This is a genomic window from Bacillus sp. RZ2MS9 (genome assembly GCF_001816185.2).
GTDB classification, from domain to species: Bacteria; Bacillota; Bacilli; order Bacillales; family Bacillaceae_G; genus Bacillus_A; species Bacillus_A cereus.
This window is the reverse complement of record NZ_CP049978.1, coordinates 926,422-949,712: the sequence shown is the minus strand read 5'-3', so window position 1 is coordinate 949,712 and position 23,291 is coordinate 926,422. Positions and strand designations below refer to the sequence as shown.

The window sequence follows — 23,291 nt, the reverse complement described above, 5'->3', positions numbered from 1 at the left end:
TTTTTACTCTTACATTATTCTAGCAAATTCGTAAAAAAAAAACAGCAATTCATTCACAAATGAATTGCTGTTTTTATCCTATTCGAAATCATCCTTTAAATATTGATTAGGCTCTTCTCCTAAGTAATGCAACATTTTCTCAGCTATCGCTCTAGCCATCAAAGGCGGTACCGCATTACCAATCTGTTGATATTGTCTATCTTTAGATCCCTTAAAGATGTAATTATCCTTAAAAGATTGCAATCTAGCTGCTTCCCTTATACTTAATGCCATAGCTTTCGTCGGATGTTGCCACATTGACTTTCGAACATTAATAACTGTTGGTGACGGGGTATCATAATTTAATCTCAAATATACCGTATTTTGTGTTCTAGATGCATCCGTATATGACACGTCCTTAAGCTCAGATGAGAGGCTATGGAAGTTTTTACCATCAGTTCTCTTTATCTCTTCAAAACGTTGCTGACTTAATGGCTCACTGTCTGTATTTATATGATTATAAATTACATTATCGTTCATACCTGAACGATAATAATGCTGCATTACAGTTTTATTCAGCTCAATATTATAGTCAATCTTGTGGGATTCAGTGCTTTTAGCAGGAGTAATACCTTCTAGATCGCCAATTGCATCTCTCACAGTAAAATCTATTTGAGTATATCTCTCAGGAAATTTAATTTCCTTATACTGTGTAGCACCTGATTTTATTCCTAAAATCATAAATCTTTGACGTTTTTGCGGAACAAAATAGTCATTTGAATAAACTGTCCCTTTCTCTACTTCATACCCTAAATGCTTAAAAAACTTTTCTAAATATACAACAATATTATAGGACTTTACTTTAACAATAACCTTTAATGTTTGATCAACCAATACGAGTGGATCTCCTAATTTTACAATACGCTCTTCTTCAAGTTCTCTCAAATATCTTAATAGTTGATTAATCTCAACAAATCCCTGTAAGCTCGCTAATGTTTCTTCATTACTCGTATTATTACCTTGAGTCAGTTTCTTAAATGACTCGACAGTTTCATTAACTATATTCACCAGACATTCTTCATCTTCTAATTCACCAAACTTATATTCAGAAAGGGATTTTATAATTTTTTGAATCTCTTTTAATTCTTTCTTCTCTTTAAGGCCAATTGGATTATAAAGCTTTTTCCTCTTCAATTTGCGGACTACACTTCTAATTCTTGAAAGCTCCATTTCACTTGTAATAAATGGTTGCACACATGTAACATTTAAAATTTGGTTAAGTAAATTTTCATATTCTACTTTATCAGTTTCAAGTAGAATTAATTCATCTTCTTGCCAAAAAGGTTCTTCATCACCGCTTATATCACTTAAATGTTGTTCAGAACTATATATACAAATTGAATCTTCTACATATTCTGTGACAAAAAACTTATGAGTAGGGGAACTCATCGTTTTAACGTTCTCCATTAAAAAAGCCACCGGTCTAACCGTATCTATAGCACGTGCATATTCTTTTACAAGTTGATTATTACCTGAAATCAAATAATTTTTTTGTCTATTAGCATTCGAAAAACCTTGACAGGGTGGTCCACCAATTACTACCGTTTCTGATGGATCAATTCCTTTTCGCATCATAAACTCATGAAAATTAATGCTACTTATATCACTTATTTCACTATTTTTTGGTTTTATTATTATCTCTTTATTATTTTGGTGATTACATATATAAGTCTCAACAGCTTCCTTATTAATTTCTACAGCTCCAACTATTTCAAATCTTCCTGTTTGCTCAAAACCATTACTTAACCCGCCAGCGCCTGCAAATAAATCAATTATTTTATACTTTTTTCCTAAATTTTCATCCATATTATTTTTCACTTTACATTCATACCTCTCAAGAACATACATTCTACTTTTCCTTCTATACAGCAGCATACCATTCAATGGGTGTAAAAATCAATAACTGGAAGGAATTATTTTTAAATATCAGCTCAAAAAAACTTCTTATATTATGTACGAAATGCACTTCAGTTATTATGTTTACAATAAGTAAATATCATAACATGACAAGACTCCTTTTAAAAATACTTGAAGGCTAAATAAACATAATCAAATTTATATATAACATTAATTACCAATCACAATCCCCTATATCTAAAAACATATTAAATATCCTCCACATTTTTCAGCCCTCCCCTCTCATATCCCTTACTTTCTCCTCCAAAAACCCCCTCGTCTCCCCACTCCCCTTATAAAAACTCTCCCAACCCCGCTCCCTCAAAATCCCCTTCCAACTCTCACTCTCCACCATCCTCTTAATAACACCATCCCAATAAGCAACCTCTTCCTCCGTCATATCTTTCGGGCCCATAATTCCTTTCCAGTGTCGGAATATGACGTTGATTCCTTGTTCTTTCCATGTCGGGATTTCTGGTAGTCGGTCTAGCCTTTTTGGTGCGGATACGGCTAGTATTTTTATTTTGCCGGCTTTGTATTGTTTTTCGGCTTCGGATAGGGTCATGGTTGCGGCGCTGATTTGTTTGTTCGTTAGGGCGTTTATGATTTTTTCTTTGTTTTCGTAGACGAAGAATTGTAGTTCGGCTGGGTTTATGCCGAATGCTTTGCTTACTTGTACGAAGGATAGGTGATCGTCGTTTCCTAGGCCGGGGGCAACTCCGATTTTGAAGTTTTTCTTGTTTTGTTTTAGTTGTTCCATTAGTTGATTTGCATTTTCTATGTTTGATTCTTTTGATACGACAACAACTTCCCAGTCCGATGCAAGTAGCGCAAGCGGCGTGAAGTCTTTATATGTTAGTTTACTGTGGCCTAGTAGGTTGTTCGTTATGAGTAAGCTTGAGTTAATCGCGAGTACGTGACCACCTTTTTGTTTCGTATATTTCCATCCGACATCACCGCTGCCACCTACTTTGTTTGTGACTGTGATTGGTTTTGTGAAGATTTTTTCTTCTGTTAGCGTTTTTTTCATCGCCCGTGCTGTTAAGTCCCATCCTGCTCCTTGAACGTTTGGAGCAACGATTTCTACTTTGTCGATGTTCACTGTATTCGTATGGGATTTTTCCGAGGAACAACCTGCTATTACTCCTGTCATGATCCATATACATAGTAATAATCGTTTTTTCATAGTCCTCTTCCTATTCGGTACTTTCGTTCTGGTCGTCCGATAATGCCGTATGTGTACTCTACTGTGCATTCGTTTGTCGCTACTAAGTATTCTAAATATCTTCTTGCGGTTGTTCGGGAGGCCCCCATTTGTTCTCCCATTTCTTCTATTGTAATGCCCTCTTCGAATCCTTTTATAATCCCCTTCACTTTTTGCAGCGTTAACGGATCCACACCAGTCGGTAAGTTTTTTATGTCTTGTGTTTGCGAAGTCCCGAAGAAATTATCGATGAGTGCTTGATTTACTTCATTGTTACTATGTAATAGTTGCTTTTTTCTTTTATAGTCTTCAATTGTGCGAACGAATTTTTCTAACGTGACCGGTTTTATAAGGTAGTTACTTACGCCGTTTCGAATTGCTTTTTCTAACATATGATTTTCATTTGCGGCAGTAACCATAATAACGTCAACGCTTGGAAAGTCGGCATGGATTTGTGGTAATAAGTCGGTTCCGATTCCATCTGGTAAGTAATTATCTAATAGAAGCAAATCGATTTCTTCCTTTTGTAATAGTTCCATCGTTTCTTTCGCGTTCAATGCTTTTCCAATCACTTTTACATCCTTTATTTTTAATAAAAATTCCTCTTGAATTTGTGCGACGCGGAAATCATCTTCTGCAATTGCAACCTTCAACATATGTCCATCCCCCTGTTTGTCATGTACTTTCTTTCAATGTTTTCGGAAGGTAAATTGTAAAAATAGCTCCCCCATTTTTCTCGTTTTGAATTTCAATTGTTCCCCCTAGCAGATCTACCATTTCTTTCACGTTTGCTAGTCCGTAACCACGATCATTTCCTTTCGTTGAAAATCCTTTTTGAAAAATGGTCGTAATTTTTTCTACCGGTATCCCTAGCCCGCTATCTATCACTTCAAACACAATATCGTGCCCAATATCCGTAACAAAGAAGGAAACACTCTTTTCCTCTCGTTCATTCACCGCATCAAATGCATTGTCGATTATGTTTCCAAGGATCGTAATGAGGTGCGACACCTTTATATGGTCTGGTAACGGATGCAGCGCACTATCTCCTTCAATATGAAAATCGATTTTCTTCTCAGATGCTGTTCCGATTTTCCCTAATAAAATAGCTTGTACTTTCGCATCATGAATTTGATGAAATAAAATATGGTTTTGACTTTGATGAATATTAGATTCTTGCTGGATAAATTCAATCGCCTCTTTGTAATGTCCTAACTGAAGTAATCCTGATAAAACGAAAAGCTTATTTGTAAATTCATGTGTTTGAGCGCGTAAGTCCTCAGAATACTTTCTTACCTCAGATATTGTGTTCACAAGGTTTTGCAGTTCTGTTTTATCTCTAAAACTACATACAACTCCTACCGTACTGTTATTTTCGAGTATCGGCGTCATATTTAAAATAAACACCTTATCTTGAAACGCGATTTCTTGATCGTTTTCTTGCACTCTCTCCATATTAAATTCCGGTAAAACCTTTGAAATGTGTTGCTGCATATAATCATCATTTACATGTAGCATCTCTTCTGCCGACGTATTCATCATCGTAATAAAACCATTTTGATCAATAGCTATAATTCCTTCTTTTATAGATAGTAATATCGCACTTCTTTCACGGTATAACGCTGCAATTTCATTCGGCTCTAAACCGAGTGTGTCTTTACGAATGCTACGCGCTAAAAGAATACCACCAATGATTCCAGCTAGTAATACACCTAAGGAAAAGAGGATAATTTCTTTCGTTCTGCTTAATATGTTAGATTCGATACCTTTTATTGAAAACTCTACTGTTACAACGCCTACTACTTGATCGTAGTCTTCGTTATGAACAATAATAGGTGCCTTTGCCATTAAGGCTGGACCACTTACACCATTTCCTTCAAGCGTATAGTACCCTCCAAAAGTGAGTGCTTCATAGTTATATGGATTGTTACTCTTTGTGCCAATTAACTCCGAATTAGAATGGGAATACATAACCCCAGAGCGATCTTCTACAATGACAGTATCTGCACCAGCTTGCTCACGAACTTGTTCCGCAATGGATTGAATGGTACTTTTATGCTCGTTATTTTGAAAAGCTTCTTTTATAGCTGGCATAAAAGAAAGCGACTTCGCTGTTTGTAGTGCTAGCTGCTCCACTTGGCGCTTCGTATCAACGGATTGAATGTAAACAAATATTCCTGCTAATAGGAGAACAACAAATAAAATTAACGTAATAATTAAGCTTACTATTTTCGTTTGTAATGATACTTTGCGTGATTTCTTCATACTTCATATCCTTTGATAAAATATTCAAAACTATCAATCTCCTTTTTCTATTATTATGGCAAAACGAATAATGAAGCAACTATTAAAACTCTCCATGTACATAAAGTACAAAAAGAATAAAATTGTCATAATATTGAGATTTTATTCTATAGATAGTACAATTCAACTATAATGAACACGCTTTCATAATTATCATTTTATTTATAAGCAAGAGGAGGAATGATTATGGCTCAAGCAAAATCTAATCGAGTCGCCGGCAATATTTTCAAAGGTTCAGTCGGCAATTTAATTGAATGGTACGACTGGTACGTTTACTCTGCTTTCGCTGTTTACTTCTCAGCAGAGTTCTTTCCTAAAGGAGATCCAACGAGCCAGTTACTGAACACAGCGGCTATTTTCGCAGTTGGATTTTTAATGCGCCCTATCGGAAGTTTATTAATGGGACGCTATGCAGATCGGCACGGACGCCGAGCAGCATTAACGCTTTCGATTACGGTTATGGCCGGTGGTTCTTTAATTATCGCCTGTACACCTAGTTACGAAAGCATTGGGATTATGGCGCCAATTATTTTAGTTCTTGCCCGTTTACTACAAGGATTATCACTTGGCGGAGAGTACGGAACTTCTGCCACATATTTATCTGAAATGGCTAGTAGTGGTCGCCGGGGCTTTTATTCAAGTTTCCAATATGTAACGCTCGTTGCTGGGCAAATGGTTGCGTTAGGCGTTCAAATTGTTCTTCAGCAATTGCTAAGCGAACCCGATATGAAAGCTTGGGGCTGGCGCATTCCGTTCATTATTGGAGCGATGGGCGCAGTAGCTGTATTATGGCTTCGCCGCACGATGGATGAATCGGAGCAGTTCGCAAACATAAAATCACAAAAACGCGAAAGCGCAGGAACCGTTCGCACGCTTATGAAACACCCGAAAGCAGTATTAACAGTAGTTGGCCTAACACTCGGAGGCACTGTCGCATTCTATACGTACACAACATATTTACAAAAGTTCATGGTAAACACAGTCGGTCTTCCGAAAGAAGTTGTAAGCTGGATTAACTTTGTCGCACTACTTATTTTCGTCGTACTTCAACCGATTGCAGGGCTATTATCCGATAAAATTGGACGCCGCCCACTATTAATGGCATTCGGTATTCTCGGAACATTGCTAACAGCACCGATCTTCTTCTTCATGGAAAAAACGACAGAACCAATCGTAGCATTTTTACTCATGATGGTCGGTCTCATTATCGTTACTGGTTACACTTCCATTAATGCAATTGTAAAAGCAGAACTCTTCCCAACCGAAATTCGCGCACTAGGCGTAGGTTTACCATATGCACTAACAGTTGCGATATTCGGCGGAACAGCTGAGTTCATCGCATTGTGGCTAAAAAGTATCGGTATGGAATCACTATTCTACTTCTATGTAGCTGGGTGTATCGCGATCAGCTTTATTACGTATTGGCGTATGGATGAGTCATCGAAGACTTCGCAGATTGAGGCGGAGCTTGGTGGTGGGGATAAACTAGTTAATAGTAAATCTAGTTAAAATTATGTATTCTCTGTTCTTCGTTTACCTGAACTCGATTTGCTTTATCTAAAAAAGCATAATTCATTAAGATATAATTTAAAAACCTCTACTTATATGTAGGGTTTTTTTGAATTGTATAACGGAAAAAATAATCAAATTCACTTCTCTTCTATTCGATTATGACATGTATTATTTAGTTCATTAACCATCTATGAAAGCGCATACATAAAGTTTAACATGTTTAATATATTAAAAAAAGTCTATATTTTTGTAAATAAAACAAATAATATAAGAATATACAGAAAAATACATTATTTACAATAGGATGGGGGAATCGTTATGAAACTAAAAAAGGCATTTATTGGGGTAACATCTACATTTTGTACATTTTCTATGTTAGCAGTAGCACCTGCTAGTTCTTATGCGGAAGAGTTAGAAAATGAATTAATTGAACAAGAGGTACAAATAATATCACCTAATATAACTCAATATACATGTTATCCTGCTATACAGTGCGGAAAACCAGGCACGACTTATACTAGACAAATAGCAGATATGACAAATGTATACTTAATGAATGGAGCATTAATTGGGCTTTCTGGATTTTTAGGAGGTAACCTTGTCGCGGCGGGTAGTTTTATTGCAGGAACATATTATTCAGTTGCTTCTGCATATTGGAAACCAATGTCTATGATAATTACATATAGCTCTGGGACTCCTGGTGGCGTCTCTAAAGTGGTAATGTATTCCCAAAAGAACTTTAAAGGCAAATCACAAACAAAATATCGTTAATCTCTAGTAAGGAGATGATCATCTATGAAAAACTTAATTTTAGGGGTTTCGTACTTTCTTTTACATTGTTTCATTGTTTTCCCAATTTATTATGCATACCCAAGCTATTTTGATACACCAAACAAACTCATATACTACTATATCCCTTTATCATTATTATGTTTTTTATTAACATTAGGTATAGGAAAATTATATGATAAGAAATTCAAATAAGATGACACCTAAAAGGTGTCATCTTATTTTTTACCCCTTTATTTTATTTTGATATACGAATAAAGATTACTTTACGCTATAATTCTAAATAAAATTTATTAGTATAAAAACTCCCCACCCCTTACTAACAAAACAAAAAAGCACCAGGTCCCCCCGATGCTTCCCCCACTCTAAAACAAATGACAAGCCACCTCATGCCCCTTCGCAATCTCCACCATCTTTGGTACTTCCTGTGCGCATTTTTCAGTCGCGAATTTGCAGCGCGTTCTGAATTTGCAACCGGATGGTGAGTTGAGTGGGCTTGGTACTTCTCCATCTAGGATGATTCGTTCCTTTCCTATGTTTGTTGGATCTGGTTCTGGCATGGATGAGAGTAGTGCTTGTGTGTATGGATGTGCCGGTTTTGTGTATAGGTCTTCGCTGTCGGCAATTTCTACTATGTTTCCTAAGTACATGACTCCGATTCTATCTGATATGTGCCTTACCATGGATAGGTCATGGGCGATGAATAAGTATGTGACTCCTGTTTCTTCTTGAATATCCTGCAGCATGTTTACGACTTGTGCTTGGACGGAAACATCTAGTGCTGAGATTGGTTCGTCACATAGTATAAAGTCTGGTTTTACAGATAATGCGCGCGCGATGCTAATGCGCTGGCGCTGGCCTCCACTAAATTCGTGCGGATAGCGATATAAGTGTTCTTCTTTTAATCCTACCTTTTTCAGAAGGTCTAAAATGATTTCTTTTTGTTCTTCTTTTTCGTAGGAACCGTGAATGTTCATCGGTTCGCTAATAATTTGGAATACGTTCATTGCCGGGTTTAATGATGCGTATGGATCTTGGAAAATGATTTGCATTCGTTTTCGATATTCTTTTAGTTCACTTTCCTTTAAACTTGCGATATCTTTTCCGTCAAATAAAACGTTACCTGAAGTGACATCGTGTAAGCGAATGATACTTCTTCCTGTCGTTGATTTTCCGCAGCCAGATTCTCCTACTAACCCGAATGTTTCACCCTTTTTAATAGTGAAGCTTAAATCATCGACTGCTTTTAATTGCTCCGTTTTTCTGCCAAATAGTCCCTTTTTAATAGGAAAGTATTTTTTTAAGTTCCGAACTTCAATTAAGTTTTCTTCATGCATGAAAATCACCTACCGCCCTATCGTTTAACCAGCACATGGAACGTCTTTCATTTCCGACTTCAAAATATGGCGGACGTTCTTTTTCACAAATGTCCATCGCATGCGGGCAACGCTCTGCGAACGGGCAACCTTGTGGTGGGTTTAATAAGTTTGGCGTTACACCTTGAATGGGAGAAAGTCTTTCTTTTACGCCGTTTGCGATTTTTGGCAGAGAGTTTAATAACCCTTTCGTATATGGATGATTCGGCGATTGGAAAATATCAAGTACAGGTCCTTCTTCCATAATAAGTCCGCCATACATAACGATAACGCGTGTACAGTTTTGTGCGACTATTCCTAAGTCATGCGTAATAAGAAGTAACGCCATATTCGTTTCGTTTTTTAAGTTTTTCATTAAATCTAGTATTTGTGCTTGTATCGTTACATCAAGTGCTGTCGTCGGTTCGTCAGCAATAAGAAGGTCTGGGTTACAAGACATCGCCATTGCGATCATAACTCGCTGCTTCATTCCGCCGCTTAGTTCATGCGGATATTGTTTCACCCTTTCTTCTGGTGAAGAAAGACCGACTTGTTTTAACAAGTTGACCGCGATTTGCTCTGCTTCTTTCTTTTTCACTTTTTGATGACGTATAATTACTTCCATCATTTGTTTCCCAATTTTCACGACCGGATTTAGCGCTGACATTGGGTCTTGAGAGATAAGTGAAATTTGATTTCCTCTAATAGAACGTAATTCTTTCTCAGATTTAGAAAGGATATTTTCATTATGAAAAAGAATTTCCCCTTCTTTCACTTTCCCTGGTGATGTAACGAGAGACATAACAGACTTCGCCATCACACTCTTTCCGCTTCCAGACTCCCCAACGATACCAACTACTTCTCCTTTATTTAAACGAAATGTAACGCCGCGAACTGCTTCTACTTCTCCGCTTTCTATGAAAAAAGAAGTCTTTAAATTCTTCACTTCTAATAGTTTTTCAGACACGCTTCTCACTCCTTTCACGTAACACTTTAGTTTTCATTTCCAGCTCCTTTTGGCGCGAAAGCTTTCTTCAATGCTTCACCAATTACGTTAAAACTAAGTACCGTTAAAAGGATAAGGAATCCTGGGAAGAGTGTTAAATACCAAGCTTCGCCAATATATCCTTGCGCATTGTTTAGCATGCTACCCCAAGAAGAATCTGGCTCTCTAATACCTAAACCTAAAAAGCTAAGTGATGATTCCATTAAAATCGATGTCGCAATTGTTAATGTCGCAGCGATAATAATGGTTGATAAAATGTTCGGAATGATATGTCTTACAATAATCATAAGTGATTTTTGTCCTGATACTTTTGCGTATAAAACGTACTCACGCTCTTTTACAGATAACGTTTCTGCCCTTACAATACGGGCGGTGTCCATCCATGTTAGTAATCCGATAATAAGAACTAACGTCGTAATTCCTGGTTTTAAATACGCATTTAATAGTAGCATTAAAAAGAATGATGGAATTGACATCATTACTTCAACAACTCGCATTAAAAAGTTGTCTAACTTTCCGCCAAAATATCCGCTAATTGTTCCAATTGCAGTACCGATTGTAATAGAAACAACCATCGCAAGGAAACCGACCGCAAGTGAAACTCGTCCGCCATATAACGCTCTCGTTAAGTAATCCCTTCCGTAATCATCCGTTCCGAAAGGATGACTCATACTTGGTTCTTGTAAGCGATCTGGAATCGACATTTTGCTAGGATCGTACGGCGATACGAATGCGAAAATTGATGCGACCGTTAAAACCGCAAGTATAATAACTCCCATTGCAACAAACTTATTTTTCGTAAAGCTATGTTTTATCGTTTGAAATCTCCTATTATTCATTCCAAATCACCCCCTCATTCGAATGCGCGGATCTACTACGCCATATAAAATATCAGCAATTAAGTTACCGAGAATTAACATGAATGATGATAGTAATGTAATCGCCATAATAATTGGATAATCAAATCTAAAAATAGCATTTACCCCAAGTGAACCAAGACCCGGCCATGAAAATACTGTTTCCGTAATAAATGCTCCGCCTACTAAACTTGGAATCGATAATCCGAAAATTGTAATGATTGGTATTAATACATTTCGAAGTACGTGATTAAATAAAACCGTTTTCTTTGAAGCACCGTACGCATATTGAATTTGTACATATTCTTCTTCTAATTGCTGAATTGTACTTGAGCGAATATATCTCATATAAACAGAAACGTTTTGGAACGCAAGCACCATGCAAGGTAAAATGCCGTGCTGCACAATATCCCAAACAGAATCTTTACCAACGGTGCGCATCCCCATACTCGGAAGTAGGTTCAATTTTAAAGAGAATAAGTAGACTAATAGTAGTGCAAACCAGAAAACCGGCATAGAAATACCAACGTATGAAATAAAGTTTACAATGCGGTCAAAGAATGAATTCTTTTTCACACCTGTAAATAGTCCAAGTGGTATTGCGATTACGAATGAGACGAGTAAAGATGATCCCATTAACCCAATTGTTGCGGGTAATCTTTCTGCGATAAGATCTAAAACAGGACGATGATTTTGAAGTGAGTAACCAAAGTTCCCTGTTAAAATATTTTTTAACCATAAAATATACTGCACGTAAATTGGTTGATCTAGTCCTAAACTTTTACGAATACGCTCCACATCAATTGGACTCATGTTTGGCGTGACAAAGTTTCGAACAGGATCCCCCGGTGCTAGTTTTATTAATAGAAAAGAAATAATAGAAATAACAAATAAAAGCGGAATTGCATTTAAAAGCCTCTTCGCAATTACTTTATACACAAACTTCCCCCCTCAAGCTAAAGAAGCTGATTTCCACCAGCTTCTTTATTGTTTCTTATTTCACTTCATAAATCTTAGATAAATCTTCAAACATTGTGACAGGAATTGCTTTTGCTTCTTTCAATCCATCAAACTTTTTATCTACTGCAATAACTGCTTTCGGATACGCAATTGGTAGATAAGGTACGTCTTCTCTAGCTGTTTCTTGAATTTTATGGTATAGCTCTGCACGTTTTGTTTTATCTGTTTCAACTGCAGCTTCTTCCCATAACTTATCGAAATCAGCGTTTTTATAACGTGCATAGTTGTATTCAGCATTGCTTAAGAATAAGCTCTTATATGAATCTGGCTCAGGTCCCATTATGTAACCACCAAATGTAATGTCATATTCTTTATTCTCTTTATCTAAGCCTTTTTCACTTGCTGCACTAGCATCTAATGCATTTAGTTCAACTTCTAAGCCAACTTCTTTTAATTTTTGTTGTGTATAAAGTGCTAAGCTTTCCATGATTTTATTATTCGTTACATACATCACACGTACTTTTTCTTTATCTTTTACGCCAGCTTTTGCTAATAAATCTTTCGCTTCTTTTTTATCATACTTATAGTCTTTAATATCTTTCGCATAATACATAGCGTCTGGCGTTAAGATTGAATTTGCTGGTTCTGCAAATTCACCCGAAACGAATGCTGAGTTAATCATTTCTTTTTTATCTAACGCATGCGCAATTGCTTGGCGCACTTCTTTTTTCTTCATAAGATCAGTATTCATGTTATAAGATAAGTAGAATAATCTACCTTCAGGGAATGTCACCATTGAGAAGTTCCCAGTACTATCTAGTTTTTTAAAGTCTTGCGGCTCAATCATTTTCATGTTGATTTGACCATTTTGCAGTGAAACATTTGCTGTATTACGGTCTTTTACAACGCGGTATACGATAGAGTCTAATTTAGCTTTCCCACCTACATAATCATCAAATCGATCTAATGCAACATACTCATCTGATTTATACTCTTTAAACTTAAACGGTCCTGAACCTACAGGCTGTAAGTTTTTCTTACTCTTCGCTAAATCTGCTTCCCCTTCAAATACATGTTTCGGAATTGGGAAGAAATCATTCATCACACCTTCGAAAGATGCGCTTACTTGTGGTAAAACGAATTGAGTTGTTAACTCATCTACCTTTTTCACCTCAAGCGGCTTTCCTTTAAAAATAAAGTTTTCACGACTTGAGCTATTTTGCTTCTCATCCAAAATAGATTGGAATGTAAATGCTATATCGTCTGATGTAATTTTCTTACCATCATGCCATTTCAAATTATCTTTTAATTTCAATGTCCACGTTAATTGATCTTCTGAAGGCGTAAAGCTCTCAGCAAGAACAAACTTTTTCTTACCGTCTTCCATATGATATAGCGGCGCATATAAAGCTTGCTGCACAGTTAATGACACACGATCATTCGCATAAAGCGGATTCATCGTATCTGGATTATCGCTAACACCAATCGTTAACGTTCCTCCATCTTTCGGAGTCCCTGATTTACTAGTGCCCGCTTGCTTCGAATCTTTTTCCCCTGAACAAGCAGCTAATGCAATAAATAATAGTAGGACAAATGGTAATACAAACAACTTCTTCTTCATATTTCGACCCCTCTCGACTATTTACACCTATAAGAAAACTCGGAATTAATACCGAGTTTTCTTATAGGTTTTAAATTACCACTACCCGTATGTATTGTCAAACTTTTTCCCAAAGATAGAAAGTTTTTAATTTATTCATGCATTCTTGCGATAAAGTGAAACTTTAATCAGTGGGGGGGGTTGTCCATCCCCCACTGATTATTAGTTAAACCAATCAGGCTTTTACGGGCAGCCCGACTCCCACCTAACTCCTTCGCATTCGCCGAGTTTTGAGGTGGGAGTCTTACTGCCCGTTAATGCGGGATAAACTATATTTATGCGGAGGAGAAAATAAAAAGACCACGAATAAGTAGCCTCATAAAATGAGTTAAAAAACTATCAACTTACAGAAAACCCCTCTAAAATGATTGTTTTATATGATCGAAAATGTAGAATGAAATTAAAGACAAAAAACACATTTAGGAGGTTATCATGACATTTGATGAATTGAAAAAAAACAAACCAACAACCTCATGGTTTGAGTATGATGAAGATGGGGAATTTTTTACTGAAGAAAATATAAGTGCAACAAATACAGTTCTTGACACTTACATTAACAATTTACAGCAATTAGGAGAGAATCCAACCGAAGTCGAAGTTATGAAATTAAATGAACTAAATATCGAACATGACTACTTTATCGAAACAATGGAAAGAGAAGATCTCTATGAATTTATCGATGTAGCTGCACGAATAGCTGGCTTAGAATCTGAGGAAGATATAACAGAGGAATGGCGGGAGTGGTAACAAAGGCTGCATTTACTCCTTCATAAAAATTCATCCCTTATTCTCCGATTGGAAAATAAAGGACAAACAGAGACAACTTCAATAGAATCAAATACTGATATTTTTCTAAGTTCTTCTTCTCTAACTAAAATTAATCTATTTTCAAAACTCCTTTCTCTAATCAATTACCCAGGCGTTCTGAACATAAATATCTTATATCCTTTAAGAACTGTATCTTTAGAGTATTAAATAAACAGAAAAACAGCTGACTCTTTGTATAAAAGTCGGCTGCTTTCTTAGAATTCGATCTCTCTCTTGCGAAGGAGCTCAACAACTACTTGTGAATGTCCTTTAACACTAGCTTTTGCATTGCATTTGAGATGTGTAGTGTTTGCAAATAAAAAAGACATTTCATTTTACTGTAGCAGGACAATAAATTTATTTAATTTACAATACATTCATTTCAAAAATAGTTATTTAAGCAACATGTAGTATAATTGTTTTTTCATTACATTTATTGTATATAATCAAAGTGATAATTTTGACATTATAATATTAAGCAAAACAAAGTATGCGCCAAGGAGCAAAATAAAATAAACCAAAATAGCAAACAGGTTTGATTTATTTTGGCACCTTTAAAAATTAAGGAATATTAAGCTTTTGTACACTGGATTAAAGACAAACGTTTTTGTGAAATGAATGACTAAAAAAATCGAGATAAAGATTGAGTATTTAAATTAAGAGGATATTTTTTAATGAGAGGGCGATTAGAAAATGGCTTCAGAAAAGATTGATAATATTATTGATTTTATTAATAAATTACCTGAATTTGATGGAGAATTTAGACTACGACCGATGAAAGAAAAAAAATGTCCGTGTGGGAGTAATAAGAAATTCAAAAGCTGTTGTCTTTCTAAAGCTATCAAGATAGAAAATCATTACATGCAACTTAAAGATTCTAAAGGAATTTCTTTTGCTACTAAAGAATTGAATCGAAAAATAGAGAATTACATAGAAAAGGATAAGTTCGAGGATAATCCTAGCAGTAAAATGTATGATAGTTTTTTAAGAAAGAAAAAAGCTGCATTTTGTTTAGCTGCTGACTCTCCTAAACAATGTACTAGTGCGAAGATTAATTACGCACATACTTTAAGTAAAAATCCTATTATTAGTATACTCAGTAATAGGAAAACTGAAAAACCCATCACCTTTAATAGATTTTTAAATTTCCCTAAAGTCAATATAGATGAATACTTCGTATCTATAAAAGATGATGAAGCTAGTGTAGTAAATACATTTTGCAAACATCATGATGATGAGTTATTTAAGGAAATTGAAAAAAATAAAAGTTATCAAGGACAGTATATACAAGATTTACAATTTGGTTTAAAAGCTATGGCATTAAATGTCTATACTAACATTTTACAAATATTATTTTTACAAAAATTATTAAGTGAATGTGAAGAGCTTTGGTTGGAGCCACAAGTAATGAGAGATTATTATAGACATTTACTAAATCTTAGGGAGACGTACTCATTTTCAAAAATAATAATTGACAGCATATATAACGAAGAGGATATTTTCCTTACTTTTAATTATACAATTCCAAATTTTGTTGCTAAATTTGCTTATTGTCAAACTCATTCTATAAATAAGGATTTAGAAAATAATAGCATAAATGAATTGGCACTTTGTATGATTAATATCTTTCCGACGAAAGAAAATACAACACAAATTATTTTAAGTATTTCAAATAAAAAAAGTGCTTATAGTAGATTGTTTAAACAATTAGAATCTGCCAAAGTAAATAATGATATTAAAAAGATTATTCGTTTCTTTGGTAACATAATAGCTGATTCAGGAACGAATTTATATTTTGAGGCTAACTATTTTTCTTCACTAACCGAAAAAGAAAAAGCGGTTTTATATTACTCTTTTTCTAAGAATGGAGCCTTAAGAATTGCCAATAATCTTAAGAAGAACTTTTTATATAATATGAACAAGAGGGAGTTATCGGATATTTACATAAAAATTCTATTTAGAGAGCTCTTATGAACGATTAACATCGTATAAAAACTCTACTAATCCTTAAAAAACGATTACTTTATAATTCACCTTGCAACCGAACAATCTCCAATAATATTCACTCTTTTACCGAGAAAAGTTTATTCTTTGAAACTATCATATTTTTAAATAGTAAATGTAACATGTACATACTTGCATTCTTATCACGATATAATAGCAAAACTCCCACATCAAATTTTGATGTGGGAGTCAGGAGGCCCGTTGATACGGGCTAATAATTAATTTTCCTTACTTACAGTTTCTTCTGCCACTCTCTTAACCTGCAAAATCCGACTAACCGGCACACTCGCATCGTGCATAACTGTTAGTGCTTGCGAGAAGTGTTGTAAGTAGTTTGGATCATGACTTTTTGGTGATACGATGATCATTTTTCTGTTTAGTTCTTCTTCAAATAGGGTGAAGACTTTTTCTTTTCGGCTGTCATCTAGGGCACTGTCGTATTCGTCTAGGATGATGTAGCCTGGAGAAGCTTCAATTGTTTGTAGTAAGGCTAGTGCGAATAGTAGAGAGGATAGGGATTCTTCTCCTCCTGATACGCCGCTTCCTACTTTTCCTCCGCGTCCTTTGGCGCTAATGTCTTCCATTTTGCCGCGGTGACCTTTTTTACGTGCTTTTATATAAAGATAGTAGCGCATGTCTCCGTGTTTGTTTGTGTCCATGTTCCACTCTACTTTTCCTTCGAAATGGAATTGTTCCATGTACTGTTCAAACTTTTTATGGATTTTGTGAGCGTTCATCTGAATCGTCGTTTCTAGACGTTCTCTCATAAGCGCTATATTTTCGCGAAGTTCGTTCAAAATTTGTTCTGCGTTATGTAGTTCTGCATTACTCTTTTCATTTTCTTCTTTCATCTTCGCGTAATTTTCTGGCGCCAGTGGATTAACCGTTTCACCCAAGGCTCTTTTTAACATAATCTCTGCGTCTTGTTTTTGATCAATCGCTTTTGCTTCAGACCACTTTTCTATTTGTTTTTCCCAGCCTATTTGTTCTAGCAAGTTTCTGTACGTATCATTTGCATCCTGTTCTTCTCTTTGTATGCTAATTAACTTTTCTTCTGTCGCTATGAAATAATCTTGCACATATTGTTTTTTCTTCTCTAAACGCTGGATAGATGTACGTAATTCTTCTACATCTTGTTTCTGTTGTTTTACTTTTTGATTTGCTTTATTACACTCGATTTCAAGTTTATTACACGTATCATCCAGCTCATCTTTTCGTTCTACTATTCCCTTGAGCTCGTCCAATAACTTTCTATGAAGCTGCTCCAACTTTTGCATATGCGCAATTTTTTCTTTTTCCTTATGCAGTTCTTCATAAATTGCTTCGTATTGTTCTAACGTTTCAAGGCGTTCTCTTAAACGAGCAATACGCGTATGCAATTCTTGATTAATTGCATACAACCTTTGTATTTCTTGTTCTAATCTTTGCTTCTCTTCTTTTTTTCGACCTAATTGTTCTATTCTAAATGTACGTTCGGCAGCTTTTTGTAAAACTGCTTCTGCATCTCGCACTTTGTATACAATATCGTGAAGTTTTCTTTCTTTTTCTTTCAGCGTATTTATCTCATTCTCATATTGTATTAACAGCTTTTCATTTTCCTCAATCCACTTTTCTGTCTCTTCTAGACGTTGCATAATTGCTTTTTCACTTAAAATGTATTCCGGTTTTTCTTGTTCACCACGTAATCCTCTTATATCAATTAAACTACCTTTTTGAATACACGGCTGCTCACCTGTGAAGAATTGTTTTACCCACCATAAAGCTTTCATCGCTACAGAAACGAGTTTTTCATTATCGCCTTCTTTTATTCTTAACTTATACTGTGGTAATGAAATTACACTTTCAGTGGGAACGATTAATGGCAATGGTACGTAATACAAATCATTTGGTGGGGTAAATTCTTTTGAATCTACGAAAATTGCATACTTAATTGTATTTACAATATCTTCGTTACGAAATTCTGCGTCTTCTTCTAACTCAATTAAATCTCGAAGCGGATAAGCATGTAATCCTTGTCTTCTGAAATATCTAAGTCCCTCTTCTTGCCTCGGGCTTACGTAACGATTTAGCTCTAGTTGCTTTTTCTCTTCATATTTTTGCTGAAGACCTTTCTTCACTGTTTCTACAATGTTTTTCGTTTGCCTCATCGTAGTTTCTACTTTTTTATGTTTCTCTTCCATATGGAAGCTAGATTTATATTGCTCGATATAACTCTTCGCAGAAACGACAGCTGCTTCATCACCATCTACTTGTACTTCTAACTTCGCAACTTCTGACCGTAGCTCATTTAAAGTACCATTCGTCTCACTGATTATCTGTTCCGTATATACTTTTTCCTTCTCAGCTTCTTGCAACTGCTGTTCTTTACTACTCTTTTCTGCTCTTACAACGTCTTCACTAATACCTATATTTTTCACACGATCCGTGACATCTTTTATTTCTTCTTTAATCGCGTTCCATTCTCGCTCTTTATCTTTACTTTCCTTTTTACACTGTAATTGGCGTTCTTCGGCAATTTCAAGCTCTTTTTCCGCATTCTGAAAACTTGCTTGTTTCGCGTTTAATTCCGTTTCTAATTGTGTAAACTGTTCTTCTCCCCGCTGAGCTTCTTCATATTTCTCATCAAGAACCTCTTTCACATCTTCTAGCTCATCCTTATACTTCATACGTTCTGTAGCATAATGATCTTCTAGTGTACATAACGCTGTTTTATATTGTACAATCCCTTGTTTGATACGGATTTGTTGATCTTCATAACGATTTTTCTCTTTCTCCCATCGCTCCAGTTCAAACTTATACTGAATTTGATTATTACGAGCCGTTTGTAAAATAGCTTCCTTATCACGTTCTTGTTCTTTGAAAGACTCCCAAGATTTTTGAATACTTTCAATCCCTGTCATCTCACTAAAAATACGGAATCTCTCTTCTGGCTTCATAACAGCAAATTGATTTACATCTTGTTGATACCAAATTAAATAGAAAGCATCTGGATCGATTTTATATTTTTGAAGAAGCATTCTTTTATACTCTCTAAAGTTAAAGTGCTTGTCCGAAGATGAAAAGCGCGTTTCTTGCTCCCACTCATCTACTTGATCACCTTCTGCAATATAATATTCTTTTTTTAATGGATGACCTGGCTCTTGCTCAAGCACAAGCGTAAATCTTACGTATTTCGCCGCATCTACGAATCCGTCATTCTCATATACGAGCTCAATTTTTGCTCGCCATACTCTATTGTCTGGAAGATTTTTCGAGCGAAGTCCTTCCACGTTTACTTTCGTAGATGCCATAACAGCTCCCCAGCAAAATGTTAACGTTGATTTCCCTGCACCATTTGCACCTGATATTAAAATATGATCACGTTTTCCCATTAAAGAAATCGTTCTCGGTTTATAATCACGTATACCGGAAAAAGAAATACGGTATGGAATCATATCGTTTCTCCACCTCCTACGTTGTAACGTTTAAAGAATTTTAAAACGTCATCCATATGAAGTTGTTGCGACTGACTGAATTCCGCCGCTCTATGCAAGAACGAGTCGGAGAACATTCTACTTCCAATTGCCGTTAACGCATATGCCTCTTCTTGGGACGGTGAATCATATTTCGTAATCGCTCCAATTTTTAGAAGTGGATCTAAATTCGTTTGTACTTTTCTACGTGCTTGCAACGTTTCATGTCCAAGCGCACTAAGTAATTGATTGAATAGCGTAAACTCATTTTGCAACACTTCTTGATGATAAAAAATAAACATAAGTAATCCTAAACTTTCTGAAGATAATACTTCTCTCGCCTGCTTTGCTGGCACTCGCATCATCACAATCACTTGGTCACGTCGTTCATCATATACACACTGAAAATAGCCACATAACGCACCATTTATTCGTTTTATAAATGACTCAAATCCTTCTGCATCATCATTATCTAACCCAAGCATTTTCATTACTTCTTTTCGGCGCAATCCAAAGTTTGTCGCCCTCATACGCGCTGAAGATGAAAATAAAAGTTGCATAAATGTATGTTCTTCATCACGAGACAATACGTACCGAAGTTTCCCTAATTCCGTGAGCGGATTAATTCCTTTCTCGACTTCGAACTCGTTTTTGTTTATCATCGTCACTGCCCCATTCCCATTCTTTTTCTATGTTTCTTTCTTTTACATTTTGATTATCCATAATATCAGCTTTATTGTTGGCCGTTAAAGCTGACAGTGCGATTAACGCATTTACTGCATCTCCCCACGTATTAGACCCTGCTTCAAGTACAAGTTCTTCCATATCGACTTCTTCTTGTTCCATAAGAAACTCTTCTAATCGTTCCGTTTGAATTTGCTCTTTCGTCATACTCCACTGCTGATCTGCAAGTAACTTCTTCACTTCTGCTTCTGACATTTCTTCTATTTCTTCATATTCTTCCTGAACAGCTTCTTCTATATGATCCGTATATGGCTCGTACTCTTCCAAAAACTGAATACCACTAGAAATCGCAGCACTTGATAATGGCGCCGCGAACTGTACTGGCATCCATAGTCCATCTTGCCTCTCACCTTCTCTACGGTCTTGCTCCATAAAACTTAAAATCTCATGCGCATCTGGCAATTCCATATCTTGCTTCGTAAAACAATTTTCAATAAAACGGCGAAGTGCATCATGACGAATGCTTGCTCCAACTGTAGACTGTTGAATATGTGTAAAATGTAAAATCTTTTTAATCGTTCCAAGGCTCACTTGTGACCCTTCAAACATAACACCCGTTCCTCTTTTTATAAGAGGCTCTAGCACAAGACTTTCCTCAAACGTTTGAAACTTTTGAAATCGCTCTACAAAACGAGCATTTAGTTCTTTCATTAATTGATGAATAATTTGTACTTGCGGCAACGCATAACGATCTGCTAAATATTCTAGTTCTCTCTCTTTAAGTCTTTCCACCGCTTCCTCTACATTCTTTATCATACTTGCTAACTTATTTCCGCCCGATACACCTTTATCATCATACGCTTCACTTAAATCCGCATCACGATTCGCTTGATATAAAGATCTCGTTATTTCATCTTGCATGTAATACGCTAACGAATCGTTTGCTAGCCTGATTAACACATCAATCATTCGCTTCCCAACGTCCATCATCGTAATTTTACTTTTCCCTTTTGAAATCCATCCATATTTATCTAAAATATTAATGAAATGTTCTAAGCGAATCGATGGATCACCACCATACACATTACGGTAACGAAATTTCAACGTCCGCACATCTTCAATAGAAGAAGTCAACCCTAGCGCTTCTTCATTTAAAATATTTAATAGTAGTAGAAACTCATACGTTTTCAATGGATCATTAAAATACTCGCTCTGCCCAAGCTCTGAAATAACACCTGATAATTTATTTAAATCTTTCATCGCATTTCGTACTGAAATATGCGACGCATCTGTTTGTAAAATTGAAATTACTGACTGATCCATTCCGTCCAAGTATCCACACCTCCTAAACTTTCTTCTTGCTCACTTTCTCTTACGTAAGTTGATTCCTCAAACTCCTTCTTATCTAGCACTCTTCCGTCCGCAGAAATCCAGCGCGCATGTCTTTCATATGGTGCTACTAACTTAAATAGCGCATCACGAATCACTTCTCCTGCACCATCATAATCCGTCCAAATCATAACCTTTTTTATAGAATGAGAATGTGCAAGAACGCTTTGTATAAACTTTTTATGTCCACTGCGTAATTGACCATCTACTCCGACTACGAGACTACCCGTACTCGCTACAAAATCACTCTCCGCTGCCATCCTCGTTAATACCGCCCTATTTTCAACAAGCCATAACACTTTCGCATCTGTTTTATACTCACGCCGAAATACTACTAAATCTGTTAATGAACGGACCGTATCACACTCATAATACGTATTACCTTCCTGTAATTTTCCGCAGAAAAATATAGGTGTCACCGTCCCTAAGCTAACTAAGCCTAAACAATGCGGCGGTGCATCTAACATATCTTCTAACATATCGAGAAACTCTTTTTTATGTTGATCAAACTTTTTAGAACCACCAATCACTTCATAATACGCCGCGCCAATCTCTTTCCAGTCAAACGTACGCTTCTCACAACTAATCTTATAGGTAGCGAGCAGAAACTCTAAAAACAGAACCGTCTTATGAAACGACCAACGTTTTTCATTTGTAGGAGGCAAAGCACTTTCAATATCGTTTTCAATGTGCTCCAAAACATCCCACAATTTTTCCGTATACTCGTTTGTGTACTTTGGCATAGACTGCTTCTTCTGCATCCATTGCTGCAAAGTCTCTTCCTCTCTTACCTTTTCTAACTGTCGTTCCTTTTCCATATATGTAAACAAGCCATATCCCATTCGATAAAAAATGTCACGAACCGTTTTACCATCTTTCTCAAAACGGACTTCCTTAATGAAAATCCCTCGTTCTATACAATCTAGCATTTCATGTATCGTTAACCACTTTAAAACATCACTTTCTCTTTTCCTTACATGAGGTGAATAAAAGTTTTTTGTAATAGTAGTAGAAACATCTGAAACTTCTTCTTCACTAAAAAAAAGTTCCGCTGTATTCATAATCTTGCGTGGGGTCTGCTTTATAATGGGGAAAATTGTTATACCCTGTTCTTTACGTATATATAACTCATCAATCTTCTCAGCACTTTTCATTACATACGATTGAATAAATTGTATACCATTCATACTTTCACTTCCTTATTGACAAGCTATTTTCATTGTAACATACACGAGAAAAACTCTTCCTACCAATCAATACCACTCCCCCAAAAAATATATCAACGATTTTCCAATTATATCGATCGTAACTTCGCATATATCGACGATTCGACACAACATATCGACTTACCGACAAATTTCGCAAAAGTCAGC

Annotated in this window: 17 protein-coding genes and 1 pseudogene; 4 read left to right on the top strand and 14 right to left on the bottom strand. The window is 36.0% G+C overall.

The window, feature by feature from the left end:
• Positions 1 to 78 precede the first annotated feature (78 nt).
• From BHV55_RS04895 to BHV55_RS04880, 4 genes are all read right to left on the bottom strand, one after another.
• On the bottom strand, positions 79 to 1,887 hold the full coding sequence (locus BHV55_RS04895) for a DNA cytosine methyltransferase (RefSeq protein ID WP_070757291.1): 1,809 nt from the start codon (positions 1,885 to 1,887) through the stop codon (positions 79 to 81).
• 277 nt (positions 1,888 to 2,164) lie between these two features.
• Complete coding sequence (locus BHV55_RS04890; RefSeq protein WP_070757292.1) at positions 2,165 to 3,121, bottom strand: tripartite tricarboxylate transporter substrate binding protein; 957 nt, start codon at positions 3,119 to 3,121, stop codon at positions 2,165 to 2,167.
• Complete coding sequence (locus BHV55_RS04885; protein ID WP_070757293.1) at positions 3,118 to 3,795, bottom strand: response regulator; 678 nt, start codon at positions 3,793 to 3,795, stop codon at positions 3,118 to 3,120. Before BHV55_RS04885 ends, BHV55_RS04890 begins: the two co-directional genes overlap by 4 nt.
• A gap of 19 nt (positions 3,796 to 3,814) precedes the next feature.
• Positions 3,815 to 5,404, bottom strand: coding sequence for an ATP-binding protein (locus BHV55_RS04880; RefSeq protein WP_070757294.1), 1,590 nt, complete (start codon positions 5,402 to 5,404; stop codon positions 3,815 to 3,817).
• A gap of 225 nt (positions 5,405 to 5,629) precedes the next feature.
• Here BHV55_RS04880 and BHV55_RS04875 point away from each other — a divergent pair, with 225 nt between their 5' ends.
• Entirely contained in the window at positions 5,630 to 6,952 is a 1,323-nt protein-coding gene (locus tag BHV55_RS04875) for an MFS transporter (RefSeq protein ID WP_070757295.1), read from the top strand.
• 321 nt (positions 6,953 to 7,273) lie between these two features.
• Positions 7,274 to 7,726: a hypothetical protein gene (locus BHV55_RS04870; protein ID WP_070757296.1), complete on the top strand. Its 453-nt coding sequence runs from the start codon at positions 7,274 to 7,276 to the stop codon at positions 7,724 to 7,726.
• A gap of 383 nt (positions 7,727 to 8,109) precedes the next feature.
• Here BHV55_RS04870 and BHV55_RS04865 read toward each other — a convergent pair whose 3' ends face one another.
• Genes BHV55_RS04865 through BHV55_RS04845 form a run of 5 tightly spaced genes read right to left on the bottom strand, consistent with a single transcriptional unit; the run spans position 8,110 to position 13,543 of the window.
• Positions 8,110 to 9,081, bottom strand: coding sequence for an ABC transporter ATP-binding protein (locus BHV55_RS04865; RefSeq protein WP_070757298.1), 972 nt, complete (start codon positions 9,079 to 9,081; stop codon positions 8,110 to 8,112).
• Positions 9,074 to 10,066 carry an ABC transporter ATP-binding protein gene (locus tag BHV55_RS04860; protein ID WP_070757299.1) on the bottom strand — a complete coding sequence of 331 codons (993 nt, stop codon included), beginning with the start codon at positions 10,064 to 10,066 and terminating at the stop codon, positions 9,074 to 9,076. The genes BHV55_RS04865 and BHV55_RS04860 overlap by 8 nt, the downstream gene beginning before the upstream one ends.
• Positions 10,067 to 10,092: 26 nt before the next feature.
• Positions 10,093 to 10,944 (bottom strand): ABC transporter permease, encoded by an 852-nt coding sequence (locus tag BHV55_RS04855; protein WP_070757300.1) that lies wholly within the window; start codon positions 10,942 to 10,944, stop codon positions 10,093 to 10,095.
• 6 nt (positions 10,945 to 10,950) lie between these two features.
• On the bottom strand, positions 10,951 to 11,901 hold the full coding sequence (locus tag BHV55_RS04850) for an ABC transporter permease (RefSeq protein WP_000278787.1): 951 nt from the start codon (positions 11,899 to 11,901) through the stop codon (positions 10,951 to 10,953).
• Positions 11,902 to 11,956: 55 nt separating this feature from the next.
• Positions 11,957 to 13,543 carry an ABC transporter substrate-binding protein gene (locus BHV55_RS04845; RefSeq protein ID WP_000727701.1) on the bottom strand — a complete coding sequence of 529 codons (1,587 nt, stop codon included), beginning with the start codon at positions 13,541 to 13,543 and terminating at the stop codon, positions 11,957 to 11,959.
• A 471-nt stretch (positions 13,544 to 14,014) separates the two neighbouring features.
• Between BHV55_RS04845 and BHV55_RS04840 the strand changes: the two genes are divergently transcribed.
• A complete protein-coding gene (locus tag BHV55_RS04840; RefSeq protein WP_070757301.1) occupies positions 14,015 to 14,329 on the top strand; it encodes a hypothetical protein in 315 nt (104 codons plus the stop codon).
• 275 nt (positions 14,330 to 14,604) lie between these two features.
• On the opposite strand, the pseudogene BHV55_RS27830 reads toward BHV55_RS04840, so the two are convergent.
• Positions 14,605 to 14,693, bottom strand: a pseudogene (locus tag BHV55_RS27830) (hypothetical protein); the annotation flags it as partial.
• Positions 14,694 to 15,082: 389 nt separating this feature from the next.
• On the opposite strand from BHV55_RS27830, the gene BHV55_RS04835 reads away from it, so the two are divergent.
• Positions 15,083 to 16,363, top strand: a complete 1,281-nt coding sequence (locus tag BHV55_RS04835; RefSeq protein WP_070757302.1) for an SEC-C domain-containing protein — start codon at positions 15,083 to 15,085, stop codon at positions 16,361 to 16,363.
• 248 nt (positions 16,364 to 16,611) lie between these two features.
• Here BHV55_RS04835 and BHV55_RS04830 read toward each other — a convergent pair whose 3' ends face one another.
• From BHV55_RS04830 to BHV55_RS04815, 4 genes are read right to left on the bottom strand one after another with little or no spacing between them, the layout of a single operon-like run.
• Positions 16,612 to 19,827, bottom strand: coding sequence for a hypothetical protein (locus tag BHV55_RS04830; protein WP_070757303.1), 3,216 nt, complete (start codon positions 19,825 to 19,827; stop codon positions 16,612 to 16,614).
• Positions 19,824 to 20,507 (bottom strand): hypothetical protein, encoded by a 684-nt coding sequence (locus BHV55_RS04825; protein WP_070757304.1) that lies wholly within the window; start codon positions 20,505 to 20,507, stop codon positions 19,824 to 19,826. The genes BHV55_RS04830 and BHV55_RS04825 overlap by 4 nt, the downstream gene beginning before the upstream one ends.
• A complete protein-coding gene (locus tag BHV55_RS04820) occupies positions 20,467 to 21,861 on the bottom strand; it encodes a hypothetical protein (RefSeq protein ID WP_070757305.1) in 1,395 nt (464 codons plus the stop codon). Before BHV55_RS04820 ends, BHV55_RS04825 begins: the two co-directional genes overlap by 41 nt.
• Positions 21,837 to 23,105, bottom strand: coding sequence for a toprim domain-containing protein (locus BHV55_RS04815; RefSeq protein ID WP_070757306.1), 1,269 nt, complete (start codon positions 23,103 to 23,105; stop codon positions 21,837 to 21,839). Before BHV55_RS04815 ends, BHV55_RS04820 begins: the two co-directional genes overlap by 25 nt.
• Between the last annotated feature and the right edge of the window lie 186 nt (positions 23,106 to 23,291).